Source organism: Sphingobacterium humi (genome assembly GCF_009768885.1).
GTDB lineage: Bacteria > Bacteroidota > Bacteroidia > Sphingobacteriales > Sphingobacteriaceae > Sphingobacterium > Sphingobacterium humi.
Genome location: NZ_WSQA01000019.1, coordinates 18,428 through 45,256, shown reverse-complemented (window position 1 = coordinate 45,256; position 26,829 = coordinate 18,428). Strand labels below are relative to the sequence as shown.

At 43.0% G+C, this 26,829-nt stretch carries 24 protein-coding genes; 17 read left to right on the top strand and 7 right to left on the bottom strand.

The window, feature by feature from the left end:
- Positions 1–68: 68 nt before the first annotated feature.
- Positions 69–1,133: an aminotransferase class I/II-fold pyridoxal phosphate-dependent enzyme gene (locus GQF63_RS18635; RefSeq protein WP_160370766.1), complete on the bottom strand. Its 1,065-nt coding sequence runs from the start codon at positions 1,131–1,133 to the stop codon at positions 69–71.
- Positions 1,134–1,270: 137 nt separating this feature from the next.
- On the opposite strand from GQF63_RS18635, the gene GQF63_RS18630 reads away from it, so the two are divergent.
- Together GQF63_RS18630 and GQF63_RS18625 are read left to right on the top strand one after the other, a co-directional pair.
- Positions 1,271–2,305, top strand: a complete 1,035-nt coding sequence (locus GQF63_RS18630) for a TonB-dependent receptor (RefSeq protein ID WP_160370765.1) — start codon at positions 1,271–1,273, stop codon at positions 2,303–2,305.
- A 6-nt stretch (positions 2,306–2,311) separates the two neighbouring features.
- On the top strand, positions 2,312–2,653 hold the full coding sequence (locus GQF63_RS18625; protein WP_160370764.1) for a LytR/AlgR family response regulator transcription factor: 342 nt from the start codon (positions 2,312–2,314) through the stop codon (positions 2,651–2,653).
- A gap of 13 nt (positions 2,654–2,666) precedes the next feature.
- Here the strand turns inward: GQF63_RS18625 and GQF63_RS18620 are convergent, their stop codons facing one another.
- Genes GQF63_RS18620 through GQF63_RS18610 form a run of 3 tightly spaced genes read right to left on the bottom strand, consistent with a single transcriptional unit; the run spans position 2,667 to position 4,893 of the window.
- Positions 2,667–3,128, bottom strand: a complete 462-nt coding sequence (locus GQF63_RS18620) for a hypothetical protein (RefSeq protein ID WP_160370763.1) — start codon at positions 3,126–3,128, stop codon at positions 2,667–2,669.
- Positions 3,129–3,161: 33 nt separating this feature from the next.
- A complete protein-coding gene (locus tag GQF63_RS18615) occupies positions 3,162–4,511 on the bottom strand; it encodes a tetratricopeptide repeat protein (RefSeq protein WP_160370762.1) in 1,350 nt (449 codons plus the stop codon).
- On the bottom strand, positions 4,465–4,893 hold the full coding sequence (locus GQF63_RS18610) for a hypothetical protein (protein WP_160370761.1): 429 nt from the start codon (positions 4,891–4,893) through the stop codon (positions 4,465–4,467). Before GQF63_RS18610 ends, GQF63_RS18615 begins: the two co-directional genes overlap by 47 nt.
- A 440-nt stretch (positions 4,894–5,333) precedes the next feature.
- On the opposite strand from GQF63_RS18610, the gene GQF63_RS18605 reads away from it, so the two are divergent.
- Together GQF63_RS18605 and GQF63_RS18600 are read left to right on the top strand one after the other, a co-directional pair.
- On the top strand, positions 5,334–5,891 hold the full coding sequence (locus GQF63_RS18605) for a hypothetical protein (protein ID WP_160370760.1): 558 nt from the start codon (positions 5,334–5,336) through the stop codon (positions 5,889–5,891).
- A gap of 92 nt (positions 5,892–5,983) precedes the next feature.
- Positions 5,984–6,544 carry a DUF4256 domain-containing protein gene (locus GQF63_RS18600; RefSeq protein WP_160370759.1) on the top strand — a complete coding sequence of 187 codons (561 nt, stop codon included), beginning with the start codon at positions 5,984–5,986 and terminating at the stop codon, positions 6,542–6,544.
- Positions 6,545–6,579: 35 nt separating this feature from the next.
- Here the strand turns inward: GQF63_RS18600 and GQF63_RS18595 are convergent, their stop codons facing one another.
- The 3 genes from GQF63_RS18595 to GQF63_RS18585 all read right to left on the bottom strand — a co-directional run bounded on the left by GQF63_RS18595 (position 6,580) and on the right by GQF63_RS18585 (position 9,940).
- Complete coding sequence (locus tag GQF63_RS18595) at positions 6,580–7,473, bottom strand: phosphatidylserine decarboxylase (protein WP_160370758.1); 894 nt, start codon at positions 7,471–7,473, stop codon at positions 6,580–6,582.
- A gap of 676 nt (positions 7,474–8,149) precedes the next feature.
- Positions 8,150–8,374 carry a hypothetical protein gene (locus GQF63_RS18590; RefSeq protein WP_160370757.1) on the bottom strand — a complete coding sequence of 75 codons (225 nt, stop codon included), beginning with the start codon at positions 8,372–8,374 and terminating at the stop codon, positions 8,150–8,152.
- Between the two features lie 45 nt (positions 8,375–8,419).
- The gene (locus GQF63_RS18585; RefSeq protein ID WP_160370756.1) at positions 8,420–9,940 is read right to left on the bottom strand and encodes a glycoside hydrolase family 130 protein; all 1,521 of its coding nucleotides are present in this window, start codon (positions 9,938–9,940) and stop codon (positions 8,420–8,422) included.
- Between the two features lie 168 nt (positions 9,941–10,108).
- On the opposite strand from GQF63_RS18585, the gene GQF63_RS18580 reads away from it, so the two are divergent.
- The 13 genes from GQF63_RS18580 (at position 10,109) to GQF63_RS18520 (ending at position 26,785) form a co-directional block, all read left to right on the top strand.
- Positions 10,109–11,329: a glycosyltransferase family 4 protein gene (locus GQF63_RS18580; protein WP_160370755.1), complete on the top strand. Its 1,221-nt coding sequence runs from the start codon at positions 10,109–10,111 to the stop codon at positions 11,327–11,329.
- Positions 11,330–11,331: 2 nt separating this feature from the next.
- Positions 11,332–12,414: a hypothetical protein gene (locus tag GQF63_RS18575; protein ID WP_160370754.1), complete on the top strand. Its 1,083-nt coding sequence runs from the start codon at positions 11,332–11,334 to the stop codon at positions 12,412–12,414.
- Positions 12,415–12,512: 98 nt separating this feature from the next.
- Entirely contained in the window at positions 12,513–13,517 is a 1,005-nt protein-coding gene (locus GQF63_RS18570; protein WP_160370753.1) for a LacI family DNA-binding transcriptional regulator, read from the top strand.
- 184 nt (positions 13,518–13,701) lie between these two features.
- On the top strand, positions 13,702–14,547 hold the full coding sequence (locus GQF63_RS18565; RefSeq protein WP_160370752.1) for a glycerophosphodiester phosphodiesterase: 846 nt from the start codon (positions 13,702–13,704) through the stop codon (positions 14,545–14,547).
- A gap of 10 nt (positions 14,548–14,557) precedes the next feature.
- Positions 14,558–17,791, top strand: a complete 3,234-nt coding sequence (locus GQF63_RS18560) for a SusC/RagA family TonB-linked outer membrane protein (protein WP_160370751.1) — start codon at positions 14,558–14,560, stop codon at positions 17,789–17,791.
- A gap of 5 nt (positions 17,792–17,796) precedes the next feature.
- Complete coding sequence (locus GQF63_RS18555; protein WP_160370750.1) at positions 17,797–19,257, top strand: RagB/SusD family nutrient uptake outer membrane protein; 1,461 nt, start codon at positions 17,797–17,799, stop codon at positions 19,255–19,257.
- 9 nt (positions 19,258–19,266) lie between these two features.
- Positions 19,267–20,052, top strand: coding sequence for a glycerophosphodiester phosphodiesterase (locus GQF63_RS18550; RefSeq protein WP_160370749.1), 786 nt, complete (start codon positions 19,267–19,269; stop codon positions 20,050–20,052).
- 19 nt (positions 20,053–20,071) lie between these two features.
- Complete coding sequence (locus GQF63_RS18545; RefSeq protein WP_212592655.1) at positions 20,072–21,097, top strand: substrate-binding domain-containing protein; 1,026 nt, start codon at positions 20,072–20,074, stop codon at positions 21,095–21,097.
- A gap of 9 nt (positions 21,098–21,106) precedes the next feature.
- On the top strand, positions 21,107–22,582 hold the full coding sequence (locus tag GQF63_RS18540; protein WP_160370747.1) for a sugar ABC transporter ATP-binding protein: 1,476 nt from the start codon (positions 21,107–21,109) through the stop codon (positions 22,580–22,582).
- 9 nt (positions 22,583–22,591) lie between these two features.
- Complete coding sequence (locus GQF63_RS18535; protein ID WP_160370746.1) at positions 22,592–23,512, top strand: ABC transporter permease; 921 nt, start codon at positions 22,592–22,594, stop codon at positions 23,510–23,512.
- A gap of 2 nt (positions 23,513–23,514) precedes the next feature.
- Positions 23,515–25,011, top strand: a complete 1,497-nt coding sequence (locus tag GQF63_RS18530) for a mannitol dehydrogenase family protein (RefSeq protein ID WP_160370745.1) — start codon at positions 23,515–23,517, stop codon at positions 25,009–25,011.
- Entirely contained in the window at positions 25,004–25,873 is an 870-nt protein-coding gene (locus tag GQF63_RS18525) for a PfkB family carbohydrate kinase (protein WP_160370744.1), read from the top strand. Before GQF63_RS18530 ends, GQF63_RS18525 begins: the two co-directional genes overlap by 8 nt.
- Before the next feature lie 12 nt (positions 25,874–25,885).
- On the top strand, positions 25,886–26,785 hold the full coding sequence (locus GQF63_RS18520; protein WP_160370743.1) for a glycerophosphodiester phosphodiesterase family protein: 900 nt from the start codon (positions 25,886–25,888) through the stop codon (positions 26,783–26,785).
- The last annotated feature ends 44 nt before the right edge of the window (positions 26,786–26,829 follow it).

The window sequence follows — 26,829 nt, the reverse complement described above, 5'->3', positions numbered from 1 at the left end:
ATTTAGTCTAAAATTCCCCAATATTACATTTCAAAAGGCTTGCAAAGCTACAATTATTTTATTGACAATCAAAGAATTAATACATCTTGTGACAACAATATTTCAGATAATGCTTGGATACCTTCCTTCGAATGCAGTGCTGAAATCACGATACGATTTAACAAGGGACTGGTCGGTAAGGGATAGGGAAAACTCGAAATTAACACCTTCTTTTTCAGCAAGGCTCGGTATAATCCAGGTTCTTTTGAGGTAAAAACCGGAAACCGCGGCACCTGTTGTAACCTCGCTTGCGCGAATAAGTCTTTCGCTAGCGCTATATTTTCATGCAAACGCTCGAATGCTGCCTCATAAATTTCCTGCCCCTTTAGCAAGGCAAATAAGGCTGCCGGTGCGCTCGGCGAAGCCCCCATATAGATAGGATGTTTGCGAATCAGGTGAATGTAACGCTCCGGCCCCAAGATAACACCAGCATCGGTTCCCATTCCCTTTGCTAAGGAAGCTAATAGAACAAGCTCCAGATTTTCCGATTCAAAGGCTGCAGTATCAACCGAGGGCCTATTTTTTTCCAAAACAGCGATTCCATGGGAATCATCCAAGATAAACAGCACTTTTTTATGTTTCGGGAGCTGCCGAAAATCAGAAAATTCAAATAATTCCGGAGTTAAATTATCCAAACAGTTGGAGATAATCACAAATTGCGACCCTGCGGATTCCTGGATTTCCTGGATAACATCGGTTTTCCATTGCTGAAAGCTTCGGTTTTCGGAATGATTTTCTTCCAACCATAAAGCCGGATGACTGCCGGGTGCATAAAACACCTGACCTATCTTCGCTAAAGATCGTACCACAGCTTGCGCGGCCAGATAGCCCGAAGATAACAATACCGCATCTTCAAAGCCAAAGCGCTGCGCCATATGCTTTTCGGCTTCTTCGTAAATTCCCAATTGCACATTATTGGTTCTGGAAGTACCATTGTTTAGGCCATAAGCATCTATTCCTTGCTTATAAAGCTGAATATAGGCCGGGTTATCCAACAAGCCGAGGTATGCCGTTCCGCCGAAGAAGGCGTAATCTTGACCATCAATGTGAATGGTTCTGCCGGTAGGCTGATGCAAGTTGCGAAAAGAAGTCATGTTTCAGGTATTGATAGGCAAATGTACAAAAACCTTCCCTAACCGATTTACCCAATCTATCTCCCTTATTCGTCAATTGGTCTACAAATAATTTCAAACCGAGTAAGCTGTTCCTAAATTCCTCAAAAAAACAATCCATGCGTTTTATCCTTCTTATTTTTCTCTTGTTTCCATATGTTGCCAGCAGTCAACAGGCCCTCATTTCTGGACGAATCCTTCAGAAAAACAAAAAACCATTAAGCGCTGCCAATATTTTTATTTCGGGTAGTTATGACGGTGCCAGTAGCGATAGTTTAGGATTTTTCCATTTTAACAGTGCCCTTAAGGGGCCTCAAACCTTACTCATTAGCGCCGTTGGCCTTCAACCCCAAAAAGCATCCATCGATCTTAAAGACTCCATCTATCTAACCATTATCCTTCAAGCAGATCAGCAGGCTATTGAAGAAGTGCTTATTCGTGCCGGACAGTTCAAAGTAGGTCAACAAGCAAATGCAGCCATATCTCCTTTAGATATTGTGACTACTGCTGGAAGTATGGGCAATATTATCGCAGCATTAGAAAAGCTTCCCGGTGCTCAGATTGCTGGTGAAAACGGACGATTGATGGTTCGCGGAGGAGATCCTTGGGAAACCCAAACCTATATTAATGGATTTCGGGTTGCCCAACCCTACACGGCATCGGCCAATGGAGTGCCTGTAAGGGGTCGTTTTTCGCCCTTCCTTTTTAAGGGCACCAATTTTTCTACAGGAGGCTATTCAGCAGAATTTGGCAATGCTCTATCCAGTATATTAAACCTTAGCACGGATGTGAAACTCGCTGAACCCAAAACCGACTTATCCTTTTCTTCCATTGGCCTTGGTCTCAGCAACAGCCAAACCTGGAAAAACAGCTCACTCAGTATCAATGGAACCTACAGCAATCTGGGGCCCTATTTAAAGATCATCCCACAGGACATCGTTTGGGAAAAACCTTATCAACAAACCAATGCCGAAGCCATTTATCGAACTAAAAGCGACAAGCATTTCTTCAATCTATATGCCGCATACAGCGATGAACGCTTTGCTTTTGAAGATTATGCCATAGCTTATGATCAATCCGTCAAAACCAGTATCCACGAGAATAATATATATCTCAATAGCAATATCAGCTATTATCTTCCGGCTGGATGGTAGTTTGACTTGGGTGGAAGTACCCGATTTACCTTTAAAGTAGGTCAACAGTTAAAACTAATCAGCATTGAAGAAATAGAGAGCTTTTATGCTGCCAACAAAGGCACCTATTGCTATGGAAAATCAGGAGAAAATTATTTAATAGATTATACGTTAGATCAATTGGAAAAACAATTAGATCCTGAATTATTCTTCCGGATAAACAGAGGCTATATTGTGCAGCATCGTGGCATAAAAAGCATTGCCATCCACTCCAATTCAAGGCTACGGATTATTTTTAACCACAACCCCGCCAGCGATGCCATCGTCAGCCGAGAAAGGGTGCAAGCCTTTAAGTCCTGGTTAGCATAAGCACTACCCTTCCCTACAAATGGAATTTCAGCGGAATATTCACCCCTACGGAAAAAGTAAAGCCATCAATAGGTTTAAAATCCTTTTTTGTGTTGATATCGAAACCATAACCCGCGGCGAATTCCAAGAGATTGAACAGCCCTACTCCAGCTTTAGCAGTTGCTGTATAAGGGGTTATCTCACCCTTAATAAATGGCCAAATTGCCACATTATTCAGGTAATAGGTCAGGCCAAGTTCGGGGATAACGGTGGTTTTATCCATCATCCAGGTAAAATTAGCGCCAGCATCGATTTTTAAGAATTGGGAAGGGTTGGTTGCAAACAGCCCCCAACCGGAAGCCTTGAGGAAACTTCCACTTTGGTACTGATAGCCCAAGCTAGGGCCAAAAATCCAACCGTTATTTTGATTCCTTTGGGCATGTGCCTGCCCTACAGTCAGGCCCAAAACAAGTAATAAACTATAGAAAACCTTCATTTGATATTTCTTTATTGCAATTTACAATAAAATCTATGAAATTAATTCCATGACGGTTTCATATTCTTCGCCAAAGCGTTTTCGCAGTCGTTGGTTATATTTCTTGACGGCTTCCAAGGAAACCCCCAGCACATTCGCCGTTTCATGCGAGCTTAATCCCAGTTTCTGAAGAACAATAAAGCGAATACTTTTCTCACTGAGGTCCGAGAAATCGCGGCGCATCTGACCGTAATAAGAAGGAAATTTCTCTTCAAACAGCTGCTTAAACTTCCTCCAATGCTCATCTGTCATCACATGCGAATACAAAACCTGCCTCAGCTTTCCATTTTTCTCTTCAATATAAGCCGATTTAGAAAGGTTTATCCGTTTTATTTCCGTTTGCAAGCCTTCAATCTGTCTATTCTTCTCCTCGAGGTATTTCAAATAACTGTCCATGGTTCGGTTAGTGCGTTCCAATTTCTGATCGAGCAGCAATTTTTCCATACGGAAAGCCAGCACCTTGCGTTCGTAGCGACTATAACGGATACGTTGCTTCCGCCTTGAATCGATATAGGCAATACAGGAAATCACCAGCAAAAGACAGATAATGATGATAAACATGATCCGCAACGTCTTCTGCTGATCCATTTTAAGACTACTGATTTTTCTTTCGTTTAGAAAACGTTCCTTCGCCACCTGAATTTTAGTACGTTGTATGGCATGGAAGTTTTCACCAAAATCAATGCTATCTTGCAAAATGGATAAGCTCCGTCTAGCATCCAATTCCATGTACTTATCGCCCAATTGTGCAGCCAGGAGTACTTTTAGCTTTTCTGTTTCTATCCACACCTCGGTTTTATAGCGAATCGTCGGTAAGATACTCCTTAGCCATTCCAGGGTCTTTTGCAAGGCTGGCCAATTCTGTTGCGCAGCATAAATTTTCGCTTTTAGAACACCGGCAAAACAAACATTTGCCCCATCATTTACCAATTGGCTCAACCGAATATCCTCCTCCACGTAAGCCATGGCGGAATCCAACAGGCCTTTTCCTAGCGCAATCTGACCTAAATTCCCTTTCACTTTAGCCAAACGAAGCTCGTCTTTTTGGGCTTCCGCAAGCGTTTCGGCCTCCTTCAAATAGCCATAAGCAATGGCCGTATCTCGTGCCTGCAAATAATACAGTCCTAAATTATCCAACAAGGTCGCTCGTTTATTGCTGCCTGCAGCACTGTAATGCAGGGCCTTTTTTAAATAAGCCACCGCATCTTGATACTCGCCAATGGTACCAAAAAAATAGCCTAGGGCACGGTAAGAATCATCAGGGGTGAGCAAAGTCGAAGGCGAAATTTCCCCGATTTTAAACGAGGCCGCCATAAAATAGGGCAAGGATTTCTCTAACTGCACAAATTGATAGTAATACTTTGCGAACTCCAACTGAGCCCAAAGCAATAAGGCCGGGGTCTTCGGTTTCGCGGGCTTTAACGAGCGCTAACTGAAAATAACGCTCACTATACGGGTTCAAACTATTAAATCGCCGTGCTATCCCCCTGCCCATCAAAGCATAATATACCAAGGATTGCATTTTTGGCGAAGCTTTCAGCACCTGTTGACGCAAAGGGGTCAAAAACTCCTTTAAAGCCAAGGTATCTGCTTTATAATTCCCTTCCCGCTCAATAAAATTACTTACAGAGCCGTTCGTTTTACTTTTTCGGTGCTGTGCATAGCCAGGTATAACTACCCCAAATAGCAATAGAAGGAAAGCATAAACAGATAATTGTTTAAACATCAGTTATTAAAATAATAGTATCTCTTTACAAGATTTCGTGTGATTTAAATCGAAGATACAATAATCTATAGGATTTAAACAACATAAGGGTATACAAATGGCATAAAAAGCTCATTATCTGCAATATAGAAAATTATCAATTTAATTTACACGAACAATAAAACAATATTTTTGCACGCTTTGTCCCTTTTTGTTCACCAAAATAGGCAAATATGGAATTAAGGCATAAAATTTGTCCGCCAATTGTCCGATGGTTAAATTATTAAACTTTAGACAATATTGTTTATATTTGGTTAGTCGAATAAATCACACTAAATAAATCGACCTTGGAACCTAGTTCCGCTCACACAATTGTATGATAGCTCTTGTTGTCAGGCCCCCAAAGCTGGTTGCACCTGTTATTGTATTTGGTACTATACTATTAGTAAAATCGAAGCACTATGGAATTTCTGTATGCTATTCCTTTAGGCACCATTCAGGTTTTGTCAGAAGCCTGCATTCGTCTATTACAAACGAATATCCTGGTGTATATTTTGCAAGGGGTGCTCCTCTATGGCCTTTGCATCTGTTCTGTCATCTTTCTGATGTCTTTTTTAGGCCGAAACCTCGATAAGAAACAGAAAATAACCTATTGCAAACTACAAGAACGCTATATTAATTTTATTCAAAACCAACTATCTACGCATGAATGCCTCAGGGAAGAGGACTTCCAACGCGCTTATTATAAATATTTCGAAGATCTGCCCCATAGGAACCCGGCCTTTTTGTCCTTGGCCTTCCACCTTTTGATGCAGGAAGAAACGTACCTCAAGGAAAGTTATAATTTTGAAACCTTTAAATCGGCTTTGCATATCGCCGCTCAACCACCTCGGGGTTATAATGCGCTAATTGCCAATTTCAAATTGCGCACCTGCTATCGGGTTTCTTTGTTGAAAAACTATGTCTTAAACTCCAAGCTGATGATGGATATCCGAAAATGGATCCCCAAACATACCTGAACCTAGGAAAATCTGAATCCCCTTGTTCTATTTATGGCAGATTAAAACTAATTTGCATGGGTATTGTTTACCCCAATACTTGATAAACAACTATGAAAAAGAAAAAACTCTCAATTGAACAATGCGCCGGCCTATTGGAAGTCCTGCAAAAGCGTTTTGAAAAACATATAGAACGACATCCTGACCTGCAATGGACTGCAGTACAAGCCAAACTTGAAGCACATCCCGACAAACTGGCCTCCTTAATGGAAATGGAGCAAACCGAAGGGGAACCAGATGTTTTATTTTACAATAAAGAAACGGATGAATATGGCTTTGTAGATTGTGCTGCGGAAAGCCCTAAAGGCCGCCGTAGCTTATGTTATGATGCTGAAGCCTTAGCCTCCAGAAAAGAACACAAGCCCAAGAATAGTGCAGTAGCCGTGGCTGAGGCCATGGGCGCAAGCCTGTTGGATGAAGCCCAATACCAACAGCTACAGGAAACCGGGAAATATGACTTGAAGACTTCGTCCTGGCTAAAAACGCCAGATGCCGTTCGCACCTTAGGGGGAGCTCTGTTTGGTGACCGACGTTATAACCGTGTGTTTACCTACCATAATGGTGCTGAATCCTATTACGCCGCACGCGGTTTCCGAGTGTTATTAACAGTATAACAAAAAGTACTTGACCGCGGTCAAGTACTTTTTTGTTAGTTTGCTTTTAGCCCCACCTTTTCCCCTAGCTGCACCAGGGTTTCTATTCTTTTTTGGGAATAGGCCAAAATATCTGCATCGGGCTGAATGCTGTCCTTTTTAAAGATCTGTACTACAGTTGATCCGCCATATTCGAAATAACCCTTCTCCTCGCCTCTTTCAAAGCTATAGGGGCCATCGTGACCTTGGATGATCTTACCCACCAGCAATGCACCAACTTCCAAGTGCAATACATCACCAAAGTTTTCGGTATGCAATATGGTCAGTTCCCGGTAGTTCTTCGCAATCAAAGCACGCGTTTCGGCCAAAGCCAAAGGATGCACCGAGTGCAACACCCCTTTTATGCGACGAACACCATCCTGTGTACCTTTATCGATATAGCTATAGCGGTGGTAATCGTTCGGCGCCAAACGATACACAAAACACCAGCCATCGGCATATTCGGCAGCCAAGGCTTCATCCTTCAATAAACTTTCCAAGCTATACCAATAGCCCTTTACCGGAATATTGCTGGCCTCCGATAGATCGAAGATCATTAACCTGGAATCAGCAGGTGATATCAAATGCGACGGCTCGTTATCAATCGGGCGTGCATTTTCCTTCAGCTCGCGGATAAAGAAATCATTAAAGCATTTAAAGGAATGGATAGGCTCCTTCACCTCCTCGGTATTGATTTGATAATGGTCGATAAATTTTGGAATCTGCCCTAAGCTTTTTGGCGACTTCACGTAACGCGCATAGGCTTTCGATACCATGCTTTTATTCAACAACGATTTGGTCAATGCCCTGCCTAAGGTGTTTTTGTACAAAAAGGCCAACCCATTCACCTTGTAAGTGTTCTCCAGTTCTATTTTCTTGGTTTGCCGATTGTATAACTCCGGAACTTTCATTTGATAGCGATTTATGGCCAAATTTAATAAATAGAATTTAGTTTACGATAGTGGAAAGAGAGAGTATACTAGTGAAAAGGACAATAATGTAGTTCGGCGGTGAACTCTTGTAGACATTTTGTTGTGCTTTTGCACTTCCCTTGTTCAACACTTTTCAATGGGTAGTGATAGGGGTGAGAAAGGGGTTTAGAAGGGTGGTGATTTTTTGAAGTATGGTTAGAGTTCTCATGGTGCTGTTATCGTGAGCGGATTCGAAGGACTGCTACGTCAGTGCAATCAATCATGCATATCGCTCTTAATAGTAGTGTCTTACAGCAATATGTCTTTGATAGCTTCGTCAAAGTGTTTGACATCAGTAGATGAAAATTGTTAATCACATTTTGATATCATCACATCAATAACAGTTAATTAAGTACATTAAGAATGCTTGAACACACTGTCGTACTTGTCGTTCGTGGTTGGACACAGCTAGTAATGACATGTTTTTACAATACATTTTTAATAAACGTATTAGTTATGCTTGAATGTATTGACGTACCAGACCTTCGAATCCGCTCAGGATGACAATACTTGCCGGCACGCAATATAAGGCGGGCCGCAGTTTACTAACATAGCCCAAGAAAAGAACGACATTTTGCTGTGCTCTTTCCCCAGGCTACCTCGCTGCTTATTTTAATTATTTCTTTGCGCCGCCACCTCTTAATAAGGCGACCAGTAATAAAATAAATACGGCGCCTCCTACTACCCATACCCAAGGTTTGGCAAATAGATTTCCGTCATCACCCTTATCAATATCCACATTAATGTCTAGTCCCTTTTCTTGTGCAAAAGATTGCAGGGATAAAAAAACAAACATGAAGAGCGTCCATGGACGCATGCTGCTTAACAATTCTCTTTTCATAGCATCGTAATTTTAGTTTATAGGGGTTATAACATCCATTCTCAATTAAATGTTTTTTGCTGGTTCTTTTTTGCTGTTGCTGCTGGGTGGCATTTCTTGCTCGCCATCTTGCAATGCCGCTAAGAGTTCGTTTAAACAAATCGTTGCGTAGGTCGATTCCTGATCGGAATAAGCATAGGGTAAGATAAGCTGGTTATTATGAATCATCTGCCCACAAGAATATAAAACATTCGGTACGTAGCCATTCCGTTCTTCTTCATTGGCGAATAATAAGGGCCGAGTTAATTTTCCGATGACCTTGGTCGGGTCGTTTAAGTCTAATAAAATAGCGCTTAGGGAATATTCGCGCATGGGTCCCACCGAATGGGTAATCACTAACCAGCCGGCCTCCGTTTCTAGGGGTGAACCGCAATTACCAACCTGAATATATTCCCATGGGTATTCAGGCTCGGCCACTAAAATAATCTCCTCATGCCAGTTGGTGAGGGAAGTCGAAAAGGTGATGTAGCTATTCTCTCCATCAATGCGGCAGAGCATCGCGTATTTCCCGTTGATTTTTCGCGGAAACAGGGCCGCCCCTTTATTGGCGATCTTCCCATTGATGGGCTGCACCTTAAAGTTGACAAAATCCTTGGTCGATAACAGTTTGGGAAGAATGGAATGGCCATCATAAGCCGTATAGGTGGCGTAGTAAGTAACCTTCCCTTTTTCATTGACATAGCGTACAAATCGTGCGTCCTCGATACCGTTTTTCTCGGTATCACTAATCGGGAAAATCACCCGTTCCGATATAGAGGTGTCCAAGGAGTAGGAAATTTCATAATGTGAGGAGGCAATCCACAGCATTTGTTGCATCAGGATTTCATCATCATGGGTCAGGTCATGGTCTTCAATCATCTCGCGCACAAAACGCTGCAACTCATCGTAAGTGAAAGTTTCTGTAAGCTTGTTTTGTATGACTTCCATAATGCCATTCTCCGGCTTATGGAGCTCGACCAGTTTCTCCAAAAATTCCTCCCTTTTGTAGCGATGGTTTTTAATGTGTTTTGGTTTATCCAATAATCCCCCGACCTCATCCAGGTGGATATTGAGGTCCTTGTCGATAATGGCCGATCGGAACACAATCGAAGAGAGGTGCCCTTCCCCTACGGCTCTAAAGCTCATGATAATCCTTTTTTCCCCTTCGTGAATTTGCGATTGATCGGGCGACAAGATAATAGATGGGTTAAAATAGGCCGCCGCTTCAATGGAATATTCCATAGTAAAATAGGACCCGATCAGCAGCTTATCCACATCTGTCAGGCTTTGCTTATCAATTTTGAGTTCTTTCAACACAGGTTCCACGTAATCAAAGTTACGATCCAGCACCCGTAAGATGCTGCGATGCCGGCGGGCATAGTTCCTCAGGATTTGGGTCACCAGGTTGGACTTCTGCTCGGCAGACATCGCCAATACCCGGCCGACAATTTTCTTAGACCGATCTATGGACAGGACAAACCTACGGGCTAACACCCGATCCATTTTAGGCTTAAAAAATATCTGTTTTCGGTTTACTGTAATTCCCATTATGATGAATTTATTACAACACGTTTATTCCATAACGTCATAAATGCCCTGATGTTTAAGGAATTGTCATAATATTTTTATTTTTCTGCCCATGCTGAACAAATTCAGCAGCACATTGTTCCTTTCATAGATCACGAATAAAACATTCAAATTTTTGGAACGATATCTATGAAAATATTAATTATTGGCACCTACCTTCCCCTGCAATGTGGCATTGCTACCTTTAGCCACGACTTATACCGCTCTTTACGTGGCAAAGGCCAGGATGTGGATGTGCTAGCTATTTCTGCCCAGGCGGACTTAAAATATCCGCGGGAAGTGGTTTTTAGTATTTACCGCAATGAGCTTTCCGATTATAAGCTTGCTGCACTATGGATAAATAGCCAAAAATACGATGCCTGCATTATACAACATGAGTTTGGGATTTTCGGAGGACCTGCCGGCAATTTCTTGCTGACCTTACTGAAAGGGTTAAAAATTCCGGTAATCAGCAATTTACATACGGTATTGCAGGAGCCTAGTGCGGAGGAATATGAAGTGATTCAACAGCTTGCCGCGGGAAGTTCTATGCTCACGGTGATGACCCAGCGTGCCATTAGCATGTTGCAGGATCGGTATCATCTTCCTGCCGATAAATTAAGGCTTATTCCACATGGGGTTCCTGAATTTGGCATTACTGCAACAGAAGCCAAAGAGTACCTCGGTCTGGAGGGAAAAACCGTAATGCTGTCCTTCGGTTTATTGGGGCGTAGCAAAGGTTTTAACGTAGCTATTGAGGCGGTATCCAAAATACGCGATGAAAACTTTGTGTATATCATTTTAGGTGCTACCCATCCGAATGTGCTGCGCGAGGAGGGTGAGAAATATCGCAACGAACTCATTCAGCTAGCCGCCGATTTAAACTTAAGTGGGAAGGTGCAGTTTGTAAATAAATATGCCAGTGATACGCTGCTACAGATTTATTTAAAAGCCTGCGACATCTACGTTACCCCTTACCCGCATGAAAACCAGATGAGTAGCGGCACGCTGTCCTTTGCTTTGGGTGCGGGCGCCGCCGTAATCTCCACACCTTATTGGTATGCAAAGGATTTACTGGCCGAAGGGCGCGGCTGTTTATTTGATTTTAATGATGCGGATGCTTTGAGCCACTGCGTGCAACAATTAATAGATACCCCTTCTTTAATGCAATGGTATCGGCAGAATGCGCTGCGTTTTGGCAGCAGTATGTCGTGGTCTAATGTTGGCCAGCAACAGGTGGAGTTAATCGCGACACTCTTGGCGAGCCAATCCCGGAATAAAAGTATGGAAATCGTACGCAGCAAAGCGGTGGCCTTGGGTCTTAGCTTTTCGAAAAAAGCGAAAGGTCAACATCAAATTGCTAAAAACTAATTGTGCAAAATTTTACAGAACAGACCTTAAAGCACCTTATCACTTCTTTTTTTGAAGAAGTTCCGGTTGTAGACCTCCGTTATATTCGAAAACTGAGCAGCCAAACCGGGATATATCAGCATGCGCGCTATCAGCTTCCTAATTATCATCATGGCTATTGCTTGGATGATAATAGCCGGGCCCTGCTCTTGCTCTTAATGGCCGATCCGACGCAGCAGGAGGAAACGCTATTTCGATCCTACCTCTCTTTTATTGCCTATGCCCAATTAGCCGATGGCAACTTTCGGAATTTTATGAGCTATGACCTGCAATGGCTAGAGCCGCAAGGTTCCGAAGATAGCTTGGGGCGCACAATTTGGGCTTTGGGTTACCTCATGAATAATACAGCTTATGCCTCCTATTTTGCGCTGGCCGATGAGCTTTTTAACCGTAGCCTCAACCCTATGCTGACGCTACGTTCCGCACGCGCCATTGCCTACACCTTACTCGGTTTGGAACAGGCCTTAGCCGTGAAACCTAAGGATGGCTGCTATTTGGAAAATGCCAAGCAGCTCAGCTTATTTTTAGTGGGTGAATTCCGATCCTGCGCCGATGCAGATTGGCCTTGGTTCGAGGAGGTCATCTCCTATGATAATGCGGTTATTCCCCTGGCTTTGTTGCGCATGTCCAACTTGTTCCAGAAAGAAGAGTGGCAACAAATTGGCTTGGAGGCTGCTAATTTCTTAGATAGCATTCTCTTTCAGGGCGATCACCTGTCGACCATCGGGAATGAAAGCTGGTATAGTAAAGGTAGGGAGTGCTCAATTTACGGTCAGCAGCCTATTGAAATTCCTAGCATTATCATGCTGTACCAAGAATTGTATCGCCTTGCCCCTTCGGATTTGCTGGCCCATAAAATCTATAAAAGCTTCCTTTGGTATTTGGGGTATAATGTACAAGGCGAAAACATGTTCAATGCCGTGGAAGGTTCTTGCTATGATGGCCTGGAAGCTTATGGCGTGAATAGGAACCAAGGAGCAGAAAGTAATATCTCCTTCTGGATGAGCTATGTGTTGCTGCAGGAGTGGTTGGCAGGGCGGGGGTAGCTAAAAATTTAAAAAAATAATTTTTTCTTTTGTTTAATCGTTTAAATGAAATAATTTAGTAGTACCAATTGCTAAAATCGATGTCAAAGAAGGTTTCTATGAAAGATATTGCAACCGAGCTCGGGGTATCCGTTGCTTTGGTTTCCTATGTCTTAAACGGTAAGTTTACAAATCGGATAAACGTAGAAACAGCCGAGAAGATACGAAAGCTGGCTAAGCAACATAATTACCGTCCGAATCAAATCGCAAAGAGTTTAAAGAGCAGCAAAACCTACACTATTGGTTTAATTATCGCTGATATTTCCAACTTATTCTATTCTTCCATTGCACATTTTATCGAAGAAGAAGCCAACAAGCAAGGCTATAATGTTGTTTTTGGCAGTGCCTATGAAGATCCGGAGCGCTTTGCCTCCATCTTAGATGTATTCATTGCCAAGCAAGTGGACGGATTAATTCTAGCCGTTCCTGAAGGTGGCGAGAAATATTTGGAGCGGGTGAAAGAAGTAAGTTTGCCTTTTGTAGTTTTAGACCGGGAGTTTGCCGAGCTTGACCGCAGCATGATTGTTAATATTGATAATTATGGGGCCTCGAAAGTGGTGGTTGAACATTTTCAACAACAAGGCTTTACAAAAACTGCTGCAATAGCATTAAAAACCAACTTGAAGCACTTACAAGCGCGTAAGGAAGGTTTTATGGAAACCAGTAGTCAAGCTTTAGGACTTCGCGAACCCCTCTTTTATGAGGTGTTGGAGAAAGACCTGGAGCAGGAAATAGAACGGATTATCCTACATGCCGTACAAGTAGAAAAGGTAGATTCTCTTTATTTTTTCACCAATCGTATTGCGATGGCCGGTCTGGCAGTATTGGCACGATTTGATATCGCCGTTCCCGAACAAGTAGCTGTCGTTTGTTTTGATGAAGCTGATGCTTATAAAATCTTTAAACGCGAAATTACCTATGTTCAACAGCCGCTAAAAGAAATGAGCCAAATGGCCGTTCAAAAAATCCTAAATCCGGAGATTAGAAAATTAAAAAAGATTTTTCAAACGAAGTTGATCGTTAAAGAATCTACTAATCAAATTATAGATAACGAAAAACTATAAGGAAATAACCAATTTATTTCTGTTTTATTTAAGCAAGTAAACTGATAAACCATCTATTATTTAACAAAGTGTTAAGACATCCTTAATAAATAGATAATACGAGGCTTCTAATATTGCAGGAATATTAAAAAAGAACAAAGTCTTCGCTTGGATGATTTTGTTTAATCGTTTAAACAAACTACCTATGAAAAAATTATGTATGCTTTTCCTCAGCTTGGCATTGCTTTCTTGCAGCAAGAGCAGCTTGCCCGGCAATCAACCGCCAGAAGAAAATCCTCCGGGTGCAACAGTCGATCTTGCGGAAAAAATTGTGGCTCACCGCGGTGCATGGAAAGAGTTCGGTTATCCAGACAATTCCCTAATTGCATTTGAAAAAGCCTTGAGCATGGATATCCTAGCCTCGGAATGCGATATTCAAATTACCAAAGACGGCAAAGTGTTGATTTACCATGACGAACAAATTAACGGCAAGTACGTAAAAGACCTAACTTATCAGCAAATCCAAGAGACTTACAATCTAAGTAACCAAGAGGATGTGCCGCTATTATCGACCTTCTTAACCAGCTTGTCGGCCTCCAGTACAAAAACCCATTTATGGATGGATGTTAAATCACTGAGCGATGCCGCCGGCGGTAATGAGCAATCGATCCGTGCCGGAAAAGAGGCTAGCAAATTAATAAAAGCCGCAGGGCTAATGAGCAAGGTTCGCTTTTTAGTCGGCCGTAAAGCCGTATTAGACCCTGTAATTGCAGAAGTGGATGGAAAATGGGAAGTAGCCTATATGAACACGGCTTATACCGCCAATCAATTCAGCAATGCAGGCTATACTTGGGCGAACTTCTCCTATGCCCATATCTACAAGTCGGGGACTGGTGATCAGCCTTTATTTGACAGTTATACCGATAAAAACATCAAATTAAGTGTACACACCGTAGATGATGTCGCTATCGCACTTTGGTTTTTAAAACAACCAAAACTCTATGGTCTTACAACCAACAACCCGTTAATTATGAAAAATCTAAAACTCTAATCTTCTACTTATGAAATTTGTTTCATTCAGGTTTAGAAATAGGACGACCCGTGCCTCAGTTCTGTTTCTACTAACCGTAGGCCTACCAACAGTAGGTTTACAAGCGAACAGTAAGGCTCCTTCCCTTACTTTTTTATCGGGGATACAGCAAGAACCAACCATTAAGGTGGTTGATTCTAACGGGGAAGCCATTGCAGGTGCTTCGGTCCATGTGGTAGGCACCTCCATTTCAGGGTCGACCAACCAGCAAGGAGAACTCAAACTCGCCGGTATCAAAAACGGACAATCCATTCGTGTAAGTATGCTAGGCTACCAGGAATTGGTGAAAGCATATATAGCAGGAGAAGCCTTGCAATTTACCTTATTAAATAACGATGAGGCTTTAGAAGAAGTGGTGGTTGTGGGCTACGGCACCCAGTCAAAAAAAACCGTAACAGCAGCAATCGGCCGTATTGATGGCAAAAACTTTGAGAATCTACCCTTAAACTCGGTTGGTGATGCCATGAAAGGGAAAGTAGCAGGTTTACGCGTTTATACCACCGACAACCAACCAGGGGAAAACCCAACCTTCCGCATTCGGGGTGGTTCCTCCATCAACCAATCCGATGCGCCTATTATTGTCGTAGACGGGGTAGTTCGGGATATGTCTGGCATCAACCCAAACGACATTGAATCGGTTGAAATCCTAAAAGATGCCGCTGCAGCTGCCATTTATGGCGCACGTGCATCGAATGGTATCGTGATGATTAGCACCAAAAAAGGAAAAAACCAAAAGCCACAGATTACTTTTGAGAGCAGCCATGCTGCTCAAAGCCCGGCACAGCAGTTTGACCTGATGAACGCCGAAGACTATATTACTTGGATGCGTAAAGCCGTTCAGAATGGTAAATACCCCCAGCGGAACTTCCAGAATGGCTATTCCATGAGTTCGGCAAATACCGAAACCTCTATTTGGACGCCTCGTTATTTGGAAAATGGAGAAAATGCACCGGAAGGTTGGAAAACAATGACTGATCCATTAGATCCTAGCAAAACCATTATGTTCCAGGATGTAGATTACCAAAAGCGTTTCTTTGATAATTCCTTCTGGAGCAACTACTATGTAGGTGTAAACGGCGGAAGCGAAGCTGTGAAATACGCTGCCTCCGCAGGCTATACCGATGACCAAGGGATTGGTATCGGCACGGGATACGACCGCTTTACCATGAAAGGCAATATGGACATCAAAATCACCGATAAATTGAACTTTGCCGGTGGCTATGATTTCTCTAAAACCAATATGGAAGACTACCCGGATAATAAACGGAACTCCGTTCAAAGAGGCTTAAGTACACCGAATACCCACCGCTTATACAATACCCTGACTGGACTACCGGAAAAAGGAATTAATGGCAGCACCCCTGCCCCAGATTGGTATGAATATTACTATGACCGTGGCCAAGTAACCAAGAGAAATACAGCCTTCGGACGTTTAGACTATCGCCCTATTAATGATTTGAAGTTTACGGCCATGTTGACCAATTTCAACCGCCATTCCCGCTTCAATAGCTTTATCAAAGCCAATGAATACAATGGCCTACGGGATACAGAAGAAGGATTCAGCGAAACAGAACGTTTAAACTTTCAGGCGTATGCAAACTACAGCAAGCAAATTGGGGATCATGATTTGAACATCGTAGTAGGTACCGATTATATGAAGGATAAACTGAACTCCTTTTCGGCCTCGGTAACGGGTGCTTCTTCCGATAAGGTGCCAACGCTATCTGCGGGTTCTATCCCAGGTATGCCTAGTAGTGGTCGTACTGCAGAAGTGTTGATTTCCTATTTCGGTCGAGCCAACTACAATTATAAAAGCCGCTATTTATTAAGCTTAACTATGCGTGCAGATGGTTCATCAAAATTTGCGGAAGGCAATCGTTGGGGCTACTTTCCGGCGGCATCTGCAGGCTGGATTGTATCGGAAGAAGACTTCTGGACAGCAGAATCTTGGTTTAATAATTTAAAAATCCGTGGTAGCTACGGGATGACCGGAAACAATGCAATCGGCTTGTTTGATGCGTATGGTAGCTACAGTACCAGCGGCAAATACAATGGCAATTCTACCATCCTAACTTCCAGCATTCCGAACAATTCCTTGCGTTGGGAAACCACAAACCAGCTTGATATCGGTTTGGAAATGGGCTTCTTACATGATCGCATCAATGTATCGGCAGATTATTTCAATAAAATCACGAACGATTTGATTTTCGATCAACCCCTGCCCAATACCTCAGGCTATTCGTCGATTATGACCAATATTGGCAAGGTGAATTTCTATGGCGCCGACTTCCACCTTTCTACCGTAAATATTAAGAAAGGAAACTTCACCTGGTCTACGGATTTAACCTATAGCTATATCATGAACAAGGTGTTGGAATTACCGAATAATGGCTATGACAAAAACCGGATCGGCGGAATTACAGCAGGTGATGGCAGCAGCTTCGGAGGTATTGCTGAAGGAGAGCGTATGTATCAGATTTATGGTTTTGTAACAGACGGCATTTTAGAAACCAAAGAGGCTGCTTACAATGCGATGTATGATGCCAACTCCAACGGCTTCCGTTTAGAGGATCGCAAAGGCATTACTGGCCGTAAAGATGTGGGTGATTATGAGTGGAAAAACAGACCGGGTTCTACCCAACGTGCAGGCAAGGACCAAATTACTAATGAAGACCAGTTTTTACTGGGCTATACCATCCCACACTCAACAGGTGGTATCGGCAATAACTTCCAATACAAAAACTGGGGATTGAACATCTTTATGGATTATGCAATTGGCCATACGGTTCAAAACTACCTGCAAGAGCGTTACTTCATGGGTACTTTCAACTATAACTACAACCTAACGAATGCGGTTAAAGAAACCTGGCAACAACCGGGCGACAATCAGAAATATGCTAAATTCTTCGCGAATGATGCCGATGATGGCAATAAGAACTATTCGCGGGTTTCCAATGTGTTTAGTGAGAAAGGTGATTTCTTAGCCTTACGCGAAGTTACCCTATCTTATTCCCTTCCGCAAAGCTTGGTAGGAAAATGGGGTATGCAACGTGCTACGCTATACGCTTCGGGGCAAAACTTACACTTCTTCACTGCTGTGACGGGAGTTTCACCGGAGCGGGGAACCGGGTCGACTTACAACACGGACTACAACCCTTACCCTGCAGCCCGTAAATATTCACTAGGTATCAAAGTTTCATTTTAACGATCATGAATAAGAAATTCAGCATAATCATCGCAATGGCCGGTTTGTTAAGTTTTACAGCTTGCCATAATGATTTAAATATAGAACAAGACAGTCAACTGTCGGCGAATAACATGTGGAAAGAGCAGGCTGACGCCAAAGCGGCGATGCTTGGCTCGCATGCTCGCCTGCGCACAGCTTTTAATAACGGATTGGTGTACTGGGGCGAATACCGCACCGGCCTTTGGGGGCCTGGTACACATGGAGGACTATCGCAAACTGAACGCGACCGCACCTACCAAGGCACGATGGACAATACGCATACCTATGCCGATTGGGAGAATATCTATAAAATCATTAACCAAGCTAATCTGGTGATTCGTTATACACCAGGCATTAGCTTTAACAATGAAAACGAAAAGAATGAAGTTTTAGCAAATGCGCTCTTTGTTCGGGCTTATAGCTACTATTGGATCGCCCGTATCTGGGGAGATGCTCCTTTGGTTTTGGAGGGTTATGAATCTGCCGATCAGGAATTACGTCCGAATCGATCCTCCGCAGAAGATATCTTTAAACAAGTGGAGCAAGATATCAATGAGGCTGCACGCCTTATGCCAGCCTCTGTGACGGCGAAAAAGACCGCATCAATTGGAGCCATCCAAATGCTTAAAGCCGATTACTCCTTATGGATGTACAAGGTTAGAAATGCTGGAAATGCTTACTTAACAGCAGCGCAGGAGGCTGTAAATGTCGTTATCTCTAGCAATAAGTATACTTTACAAAGCAATTATGCGCAGATCTTTAGTTCTGCATCAGAGAATGGAAGCGAGGTTATCTACGCTTGGAACTATCAACAAGAAGAACATGTAGGTGGTTATCCTTCCGATTATCAATTCAATTCAGCAACCGTTACACCGAAATACCATTACAACCCGATTGTCGTAGGAACCGGTCAGCAATGGACATTCTATACCGATGCGTATATCAATGTGCTGAAGGCCAATCCGGCAGATAAGCGTTTGGCAACGACCTACCAGACTTTCTACGATGATGGTATGAAGCAAAACTTTGCCTGGACGAACAAATACAAAGGCACCTGGCTAAACAGCACCTTAGTCCTGGATTCAGACATTATCCTGTATCGTTTAGCAGATGCGTATTTCTTCGATGCAGAGATTAAGTTTTATCAGGGTAATTCTACTCAGGCGATAAGTTCATTGAACAAAGTGTTAGAGCGCGCCTACGGTACAGCAAACTATTACAACAGCACCGTGAATGTTAAGGATGTATTGGTAAAAGAGCGTATGCGGGAGTTTCCTTCGGAAGGCAAACTTTGGTGGGATTTTATCCGATTAGGTGTTGTATTTGAGATGAATCCACATTTGGCGGGAAAAGAAAACCAGGAGAATATCCTGTTATGGCCAATTTCAGATAATTCAATCAATGATAATCCAAACCTAGGAGGTCAAACTCCGGGCTGGAATTAATAATTGCTTATGAAAAATTTAGTGTTTTACATTTGGGTTTGTTGCCTGGCCGTTGGCCAGGCACTGGCTCAACAGCCTTTTCAAGGTGTTGTTGCCCACCGTGCAGGTATTTATGAAGATCCGGCTTTTCCTGAGAACAGTGTGGCCGCCTTACGTAAGAGTGCAGCCCTGGGGGTCAATATGATCGAGATTGATGTGCTGCTGAGCAAGGACCATCAGGTTGTGGTCAATCATGATCACGATTTCCAAGGCTTGGACATTGCCAGTTCGACATTTCAGGATCTAAAAGCCAAGGGGAAGCTTTCAAACGGTGAACAGTTAAGTAGTTTGGAGGCCTATATTCGAGAAATTGCCAAGCATAAAGGCCTGGGTTTACTCATTGATATCAAACGATCTAATGTAAGTCAAGCCTGGGATGCCCTAACCGGCCAATATGTAGCGGAAATTATCCGTAAAACTCAAAGCGAATCTTTTGTGGCGGTCATTGCGCCGATGTTTCCGGCCTTAGTAAAAATAAAAATTGACAATCCGAAAGTCAAAATCTATTATATTGGAGTAGATTATAGCCCGGAGACCCTTAAAGTGTTGGGATTTGATGGGGTAAACCTTCAATACAAGCGTTATCAAAGTGAGTATGACATGAAGGCCTTGCAAGATGCAGGCCTGGCTGTGGGGGCTTATGTCGTGGATGATGCTGCCATCATGAATACCTTGCTTGACCAGCAGGTGGACTTTATTACCACTAACAAACCATGGATTCTAATGGATGTATTGAAGACCCGAAAACAGAAATAGCATACCTTAATTAAGCCGCATGAATCTTACCGTAACAATGAAACAATTACTGAGCTGCCTCTGTTTTCTGTTGCTAATGGGCTGTTTACCCAAAGAAGCAAAACAGGAGAGCACGGCACAGAAATCGAGCAAAACAACCTATGCCTCCAAGAAAAACCTATCGCATATTAAAGTAGGATATTGTACTCCTACATTAGATGGCCCTTTTTATGTGGCACTGGAAGATGCCGTAAAAAACGCTGTAAAAGCTTATGGTATGCAATACTTAAGTACAGACGGGCAAGGTGACATCAATAAACAAGTAATGGCCGTGGACGACTTATTATCCAAAGGCATACAAGTATTGGTATTAAACCCTTTAGACCCTAAAGCCCTGGTTCCTATTGTTAAATCGGCCAATGAAAAGGGCGTAATGGTTTTTATCCTTGATTCTACAATTGAAGATGAAGCCCCTTATATATCCTCGGTCGTGGCCAACAATCAATTAAATGGGGAGCTATTGGGACTTTGGCTAGCCGAGCAAAAAAAAGCTGATTTGAAAATAGCCATTATTAGTGGCAACCAAGGAAATCCTGTTGGTCGGGAAAAGCGCTTAGGCTTTGTTCGCGGACTGGCAGATGGTCAATTGCATGGGCAGGCAAAAACCAACTTTCAGATTGTAGCCCAAGGCTGGGGTGGCTGGAATAATAACGGCGGCCTTAAAGCCATGGAAGACATCCTGGTCGCCCATCCGGAGGTAAATACCTTATTGGCAGAAAACGATGCCATGGCCTTGGGTGCATTAAAAGTAATTACGCAGATGGGAAAATCAGATGCCATTACCGTATTGGCCTTTGATGGGCAGAAGGAGGCGTATGTGGCTATAAAAAATGGTGAATTTGCAGTGACTGCGTTAAATAGCCCGAAAATATTAGGCGAGACCATGATTGAGGTTGTGGCGCGCCACTTAAATGAGGAAGAAACCGCCCGAACGATTTATACCCCGTCGGTATTGATTAATAAACAGAAAGTTGATCAATACTACGATCCAAAGGCTTTGTTTTAGGAGGAAATTATGTTAAAACTAACGCATATAACGAAATCCTTCGGAGGTGTGAAAGCACTAAAAGAGGTGAGCCTAGAAGTTCGCTCTGGTGAGATACATGCCTTACTGGGTGAAAATGGTGCTGGAAAATCAACCTTGATGAAGATTATCTCGGGCGCTTACCAAGCGGATTCCGGCCAGGTTGAAATCAATGGCGAAGTACTATCGGGGAATAATCCACACCTGGCTAAGTTACATGGCATCAGCATCATTTATCAGGAGTTTTCGCTGGTTCCATCGCTATCTGTGGCCGAGAATATTTACCTGGGCCAGCAACAAGGTTCCTGGATTCACTGGAAGAGCATGGAAGCTTCGGCACAGGCCTTAATCCAATCGATTGGTTTTGAATTGGATGTTCGCAAAAAGGTGGAAGAATTGACCGTTGCCCAGCAGCAGGTGGTAGAAATTGCCAAAGCCCTCAGTCAAGACGTCAAGTTGCTCATCTTAGATGAACCTTCTGCCGTTTTGGGAAGCCAAGAGGTGAAAAAGCTATTTTCACTATTAAACAAGCTCAAAGAAAAAGGAGTTTCTATTATCTACATATCGCATCATTTGGCGGAGTTACTCGCTATCACCGATCGGATTACGGTATTGAAAGACGGCCGTACCATTACGACGGTTGAAACCCGCGAAATGGATAAAAACCAATTGGTGAACTATATGGTTGGCCGCGAGCTGTCGAGCATGTATCCGGAAAAGAAGACCAAAAGCTTCGATGCGGCCAAGCTAGAAGCCAACCATATCGAAAGTATCCCGGGGAAAGGGGCAGTTTCCTTTCACCTACATCGGGGAGAAATCTTGGGTATCGGCGGACTGGTGGGTTCCGGCCGTACCGAGGTGTTGGAGCGTCTTTTCGGGAAAGGCAGCACCAGAGATGCACAGGTGAACCTAGATGGGAAAAAGGTTAGTTTAAAATCGCCACGTTCCTTAGTGAAACAGAAATGGGCCATGCTTCCCGAAGACCGTAAAAAGCATGGAGGTATTTTAGGCCGTAGTATTAAGGAAAATATCAGCTTGGCCAATTTAGCTGCTTTAGCAAACGCCTGGGGTTTTATTAGCGTCAGTAAAGAAAAGAAAGCGGTGCAGGAGCTCATCCACAAGTTGCAGATTAAGATTGGTGATATGGAAAACCCTCTATCGTCATTAAGTGGCGGCAACCAGCAGAAGGTTATTCTGGCCAAATGGCTACACCTTCAACCGGAGGTTCTGCTTATTGATGAGCCTACGCGAGGCGTGGATGTGGGCGCCCGAGCAGAAATTTACCAGATTATTCAAAACTTGGCCGATAGTGGCCTCTATATTCTGATGGTTTCCTCAGATATGGATGAATTAATGGGCTTGTCTGACCGGATTCTAGTGATGAAAAATGGACAGATTCAAGGCGAACTCCAGCGTGCTGACTTTAGCGAAGAACGAATACTAAGAATGGCCATAGGCGCCAATTAATCGACAATTATGAAAGCTATACTTTTAAAAAACAATACATTACTCATATTTCTTCTCTTATTTATAGGCTCTGCGCTATTATCCGATTCTTTTCTTTCGGGCAATAACCTGGCTAACCTTTTGCGGCAGACTGCTCCAATCGGACTCATCAGCTTGGGTATGTTCTTGGTAATCTTGACCGGAGGGATTGATTTATCTGTTGGTTCTATTGTTGCTTGTATCGGGGTGACCTTTGCCCTACTCTCTTACGAACTGTATTACAGTGCCGGTTTGCTTCTATCTCTGGCCATTGGATTAGGCATAGGTGCCATTTCGGGTTATTTAATTGCCTACCAACGAGTAGCACCCTTTATTGCTACTTTAGCCATGATGACCATTGCGCGAGGTGCGGCCTTTTTATTTTCAAAAGGGGCGCCGATTACTGTGGGCGAGCATTCTGCAGCAATTTTAGCCTTAGGTTCAGCTACGATCTTGGGTATTCCTGTTTCGGCAATTATCTTATTCGTGGTATTCGCTTTGGTATTTATTTTATTAAAATATCATATCCTGGGCCGACATATTATCGCCATTGGCTCGAATGAGGAAGCTGTGCATCTTTCGGGTATTTCCGTGGAAAGAACCAAGTTTATGGTGTATGCGATTTCGGGTTTCTTAGCGGCACTAGCGGCTTTATTAATGGTGGGGCGCACTGGTGTCGGCACGGCAAATATTGGGGTAGGCCTGGAATTGGACGCTATTGCGGCCGTGGTTATCGGCGGAGCAAGCCTTTCAGGTGGACGTGGTTCTGTGTTCCATACCCTATTAGGCGTGTTAATCTTAGGTATGATTGGTAATATCATGAACTTATTGGATGTCACGTCTTACTTACAACAGCTGATAAAAGGAATCATCATCATCTTAGCTGTTATCTTTCAAAAAAATCAAAAATAATCATGGCCTTACTTAATCAACAACATAGTAAACAATTACCGGCTTCGGTGTTACAGCCGCAAGCATTGCCTGTGGTCCAAAAGAACCACATCATGCACATAGGAATCGGGGGATTTCACCGTGCGCATCAGGCCTATACCTGGCAACAACTGATTCAGTCGAATCCGGAAGCAAATGCAGCCTGGCGTATTACAGGAGTATGCCTTTTACCATCGGATAAACCATTTGTAGAAGCTTTCCGCAAGCAAGATCAGCTTTACTGCCTCCGCAGCTGCGCTGCCGACGGTAAAGCAGAAACCATGCTGATTAACAGCCTACAAGACCTGCTGTTCGGTCCGGAAGATGCGGAAGCTATTTTAGCAAAAATTGCCGATCCTGCTACTCGCATCATCAGCTTTACCATCACAGAGGGCGGTTATAACGTAGATTTTGAACAAAAGAAATTCCTATTAGATACAGCCGCAATTGCCGAAGATTTAAATGATACAGCAGCTCCTAAGACGGTTTTTGGCTTTCTGGCCAAAGGACTCCAACGTCGCAAAGAAGCCGGGCTAAACGGACTAACCCTAATGTCTTGTGATAATATTCAAGAGAATGGCGAGGTGCTGCACTTTGCGTTAGATGCTTATCTGGATGCTTTTGATCCGGAACTTAAAGCTTGGGTTGCAGCGCATGTTCACTTTCCGAATAGTATGGTAGACCGGATTACACCTGTGACCAAATTAGCGGATAAGGACGCTTTTGAAGCAAGCTATGGCTTGCGGGACGAAGCTTTAATAGTTTGCGAAGATTATTTTCAATGGGTGCTAGAGGATAAAGGCCTAGACCATATTCCTTACCTTCCCCCATTCGGCGTGGAAGTTGTCTCGGATGTACGCCCTTATGAATCGATGAAACTCGGTATCTTGAATGCCGGTCATTCCCTGGTGGGGTTGATTGGTAATGCCTTAGGTATTTATACCATCCATGAAGCGGTTCAAGATCCGATGATAGCCAGAATATTTACACATTATGCGAAGCAAGAGGCTATTCCTGTTTTACAGGAAATAAAAGGGGTATCTTTTACCACCTATTTTGAGAAGGTAAAATCGCGCTTTTCCAATGCGATGATTAATGATAGTACCGCTAGGATTATTTCGGGATCATCAGATAAAATCCCCAAATTCCTTTTGCCTATTACCCTGAAACAATTCAAACAAGAAAACCCACAATGGAAAGCTACAGCCCTGGTTATTGCTTTTTGGTGGTTTTACTTGCACCAGGAATATGCGAAAAATGAACTTTCAGATATTCTTGACAACCGAAAAACAGCTTTAAAAGGCATATTTCAGCAGAAAACGAATTCTATTGATTTGTTTATGGCGATGGAGGACATCTTTGGCGAATTGGGATCCCAAAAGGACTTCTACAGCTGCTATGCACAATATGCTACCCAACTGGCAACAGGCGATGTAAGAGCTGTTTTATCCCAGTTTTTAGAGGAGGTTGAATATGCTTAAACCTGCTATTTGTTTTGGGGAAGTGCTTTGGGATAACCTGCCAAGTGGAAGAAAAGTTGGTGGAGCACCCTTAAATGTATGCTATCATTTAATTAAAAACGGTCTTCCTGCCATGATAATTAGCCAAGTCGGTCAGGATTTAAATGGCGGGAAATTATTGGAGGAGATCAAAAAACTGGGCATCAATTCCTCGTATATTTTTGAAACAGCTGATGTGCCAACCTCTACCGTAGAAGTACAAGTAGCGGCAAATGGACAGGTGAGTTATGAAATTGTAGAACAGGTGGCTTGGGATTATATTCCCTTTGATGCAGAAATTGCTGAAACCGTGCAGCAAGCTTCGGCTTTTGTATTTGGGAGCTTGGCGGCGCGAAGCCCTATTTCCCGTGAAACTTTACTGCAATACATCCAGTATACTCCATGGCCTGTTTTCGACATTAACCTACGTCGCCCTTTTTTTGATGAGCATTTAATCATTGACTTGATTGGCCGTAGTAAAACGCTGAAGCTAAACGAAGAGGAACTGCATATTGTAGCTAATTGGTTGCAATTGGAGGAAAAACAAACGGACATCTTATTGCCGACCTTGCTTAGCCATTTCCCCGATCTTGAAGAAATTATCTATACCAAAGGTCCTGAAGGAGCCAGCTATTGCAATAGAAAAGAACAATGCTCAGTACCAGGTTTGGTGGTAAAGGTTAAAGATACAGTTGGTAGTGGCGATTCTTTCCTCGGAACCTTTCTTGCAAAACGTGCGCAGGGTGCATCGGCGCAAGACGCATTAACCGCTGCCATTCAGATTAGTGCCTATGTCGCTAGCTGTGATGGAGCCTGCCCTCCTTATCCAAATGAAAACATCTAAATAAATAATACCATGAAAACTAATCCTATTCGTTCGATCATAAGCCTATTTGCCTTATCCTTAGCCGGATATTCTGCTCAAGCACAGGCAAACCTATTCCTCACGCCCTCCAAAAACCTTTCGGAATTGCAAGAATACTTTCGCTATGAGGAAGGAAAACCGGTAATCATTTCTGGACATCGCGGCGGCATGCTGGAAGGCTACCCTGAGAATAGCATTGAAGCAATGGAGAAAACATTAAGCCTCTTGCCTTCATTCTTTGAAATCGATCCGCAGCTAACCAAAGACAGCGTAATAGTGCTGATGCACGATAAGACCTTGGATAGAACCACAAATGCAAAAGGTAAAGTAATTGACTATACCTACAAGGAGTTGCAAAAGGTTCGCCTGAAAGATAGACAAGGCAATGTGACCCCCTATAGAATTCCGACATTAGTTGAAGCCTTAGAATGGGGAAAAGACAGGACCTTGTTTAATCTGGATAATAAGAATATTCCCTGGGAAAAATATGTAGACCTGTTTAAAGATGGTAAATATGGAAATATTGTGCTCTCAGTGCGTTCTATGAAGGAAGCTAAGTTTTATTACGACAGGCTAGACCAGGTAATGTTATGTGTCGCGATCTTTAATCAGGAAGATTTAAAGGCCTTTCAAGCAACCGGTATTCCTTACAATCGGATTATGGCCTATGTAGGACTCACCATGAATCCGGAACAACAAGAACTGTATAGCTTTCTAAGAAAAAAGGGAGTAATGTGTTTTGTTTCCATTCATCCAACTGCCGACAAGAAGAAGAATCCAATAGAACAAGTAAAAGCTTACGCCGAAGAGTTGATTAAAAAGCCAGATATTATTGAAACGGATTATCCGGCAATGTTTGTCAACGAACCTGCCCAACAACTTAAAAAATAAAAAAACGAGGGGCATTGCTTATCGCAAATGCCCCTTTTATATAA

Bases quoted from the DNA above. Each gene is read 5' to 3' on its own strand.
- GQF63_RS18635 (WP_160370766.1), bottom strand. From the start codon at position 1,133: ATGACTTCTTTTCGCAACTTGCATCAGCCTACCGGCAGAACCATTCAC.
- GQF63_RS18630 (WP_160370765.1), top strand. From the start codon at position 1,271: ATGCGTTTTATCCTTCTTATTTTTCTCTTGTTTCCATATGTTGCCAGC.
- GQF63_RS18620 (WP_160370763.1), bottom strand. From the start codon at position 3,128: ATGAAGGTTTTCTATAGTTTATTACTTGTTTTGGGCCTGACTGTAGGG.
- GQF63_RS18610 (WP_160370761.1), bottom strand. From the start codon at position 4,893: ATGTTTAAACAATTATCTGTTTATGCTTTCCTTCTATTGCTATTTGGG.
- GQF63_RS18605 (WP_160370760.1), top strand. From the start codon at position 5,334: ATGGAATTTCTGTATGCTATTCCTTTAGGCACCATTCAGGTTTTGTCA.
- GQF63_RS18600 (WP_160370759.1), top strand. From the start codon at position 5,984: ATGAAAAAGAAAAAACTCTCAATTGAACAATGCGCCGGCCTATTGGAA.
- GQF63_RS18595 (WP_160370758.1), bottom strand. From the start codon at position 7,473: ATGAAAGTTCCGGAGTTATACAATCGGCAAACCAAGAAAATAGAACTG.
- GQF63_RS18590 (WP_160370757.1), bottom strand. From the start codon at position 8,374: ATGAAAAGAGAATTGTTAAGCAGCATGCGTCCATGGACGCTCTTCATG.
- GQF63_RS18585 (WP_160370756.1), bottom strand. From the start codon at position 9,940: ATGGGAATTACAGTAAACCGAAAACAGATATTTTTTAAGCCTAAAATG.
- GQF63_RS18580 (WP_160370755.1), top strand. From the start codon at position 10,109: ATGAAAATATTAATTATTGGCACCTACCTTCCCCTGCAATGTGGCATT.
- GQF63_RS18570 (WP_160370753.1), top strand. From the start codon at position 12,513: ATGAAAGATATTGCAACCGAGCTCGGGGTATCCGTTGCTTTGGTTTCC.
- GQF63_RS18565 (WP_160370752.1), top strand. From the start codon at position 13,702: ATGAAAAAATTATGTATGCTTTTCCTCAGCTTGGCATTGCTTTCTTGC.
- GQF63_RS18560 (WP_160370751.1), top strand. From the start codon at position 14,558: ATGAAATTTGTTTCATTCAGGTTTAGAAATAGGACGACCCGTGCCTCA.
- GQF63_RS18555 (WP_160370750.1), top strand. From the start codon at position 17,797: ATGAATAAGAAATTCAGCATAATCATCGCAATGGCCGGTTTGTTAAGT.
- GQF63_RS18550 (WP_160370749.1), top strand. From the start codon at position 19,267: ATGAAAAATTTAGTGTTTTACATTTGGGTTTGTTGCCTGGCCGTTGGC.
- GQF63_RS18545 (WP_212592655.1), top strand. From the start codon at position 20,072: ATGAATCTTACCGTAACAATGAAACAATTACTGAGCTGCCTCTGTTTT.
- GQF63_RS18540 (WP_160370747.1), top strand. From the start codon at position 21,107: ATGTTAAAACTAACGCATATAACGAAATCCTTCGGAGGTGTGAAAGCA.
- GQF63_RS18535 (WP_160370746.1), top strand. From the start codon at position 22,592: ATGAAAGCTATACTTTTAAAAAACAATACATTACTCATATTTCTTCTC.
- GQF63_RS18530 (WP_160370745.1), top strand. From the start codon at position 23,515: ATGGCCTTACTTAATCAACAACATAGTAAACAATTACCGGCTTCGGTG.
- GQF63_RS18525 (WP_160370744.1), top strand. From the start codon at position 25,004: ATGCTTAAACCTGCTATTTGTTTTGGGGAAGTGCTTTGGGATAACCTG.
- GQF63_RS18520 (WP_160370743.1), top strand. From the start codon at position 25,886: ATGAAAACTAATCCTATTCGTTCGATCATAAGCCTATTTGCCTTATCC.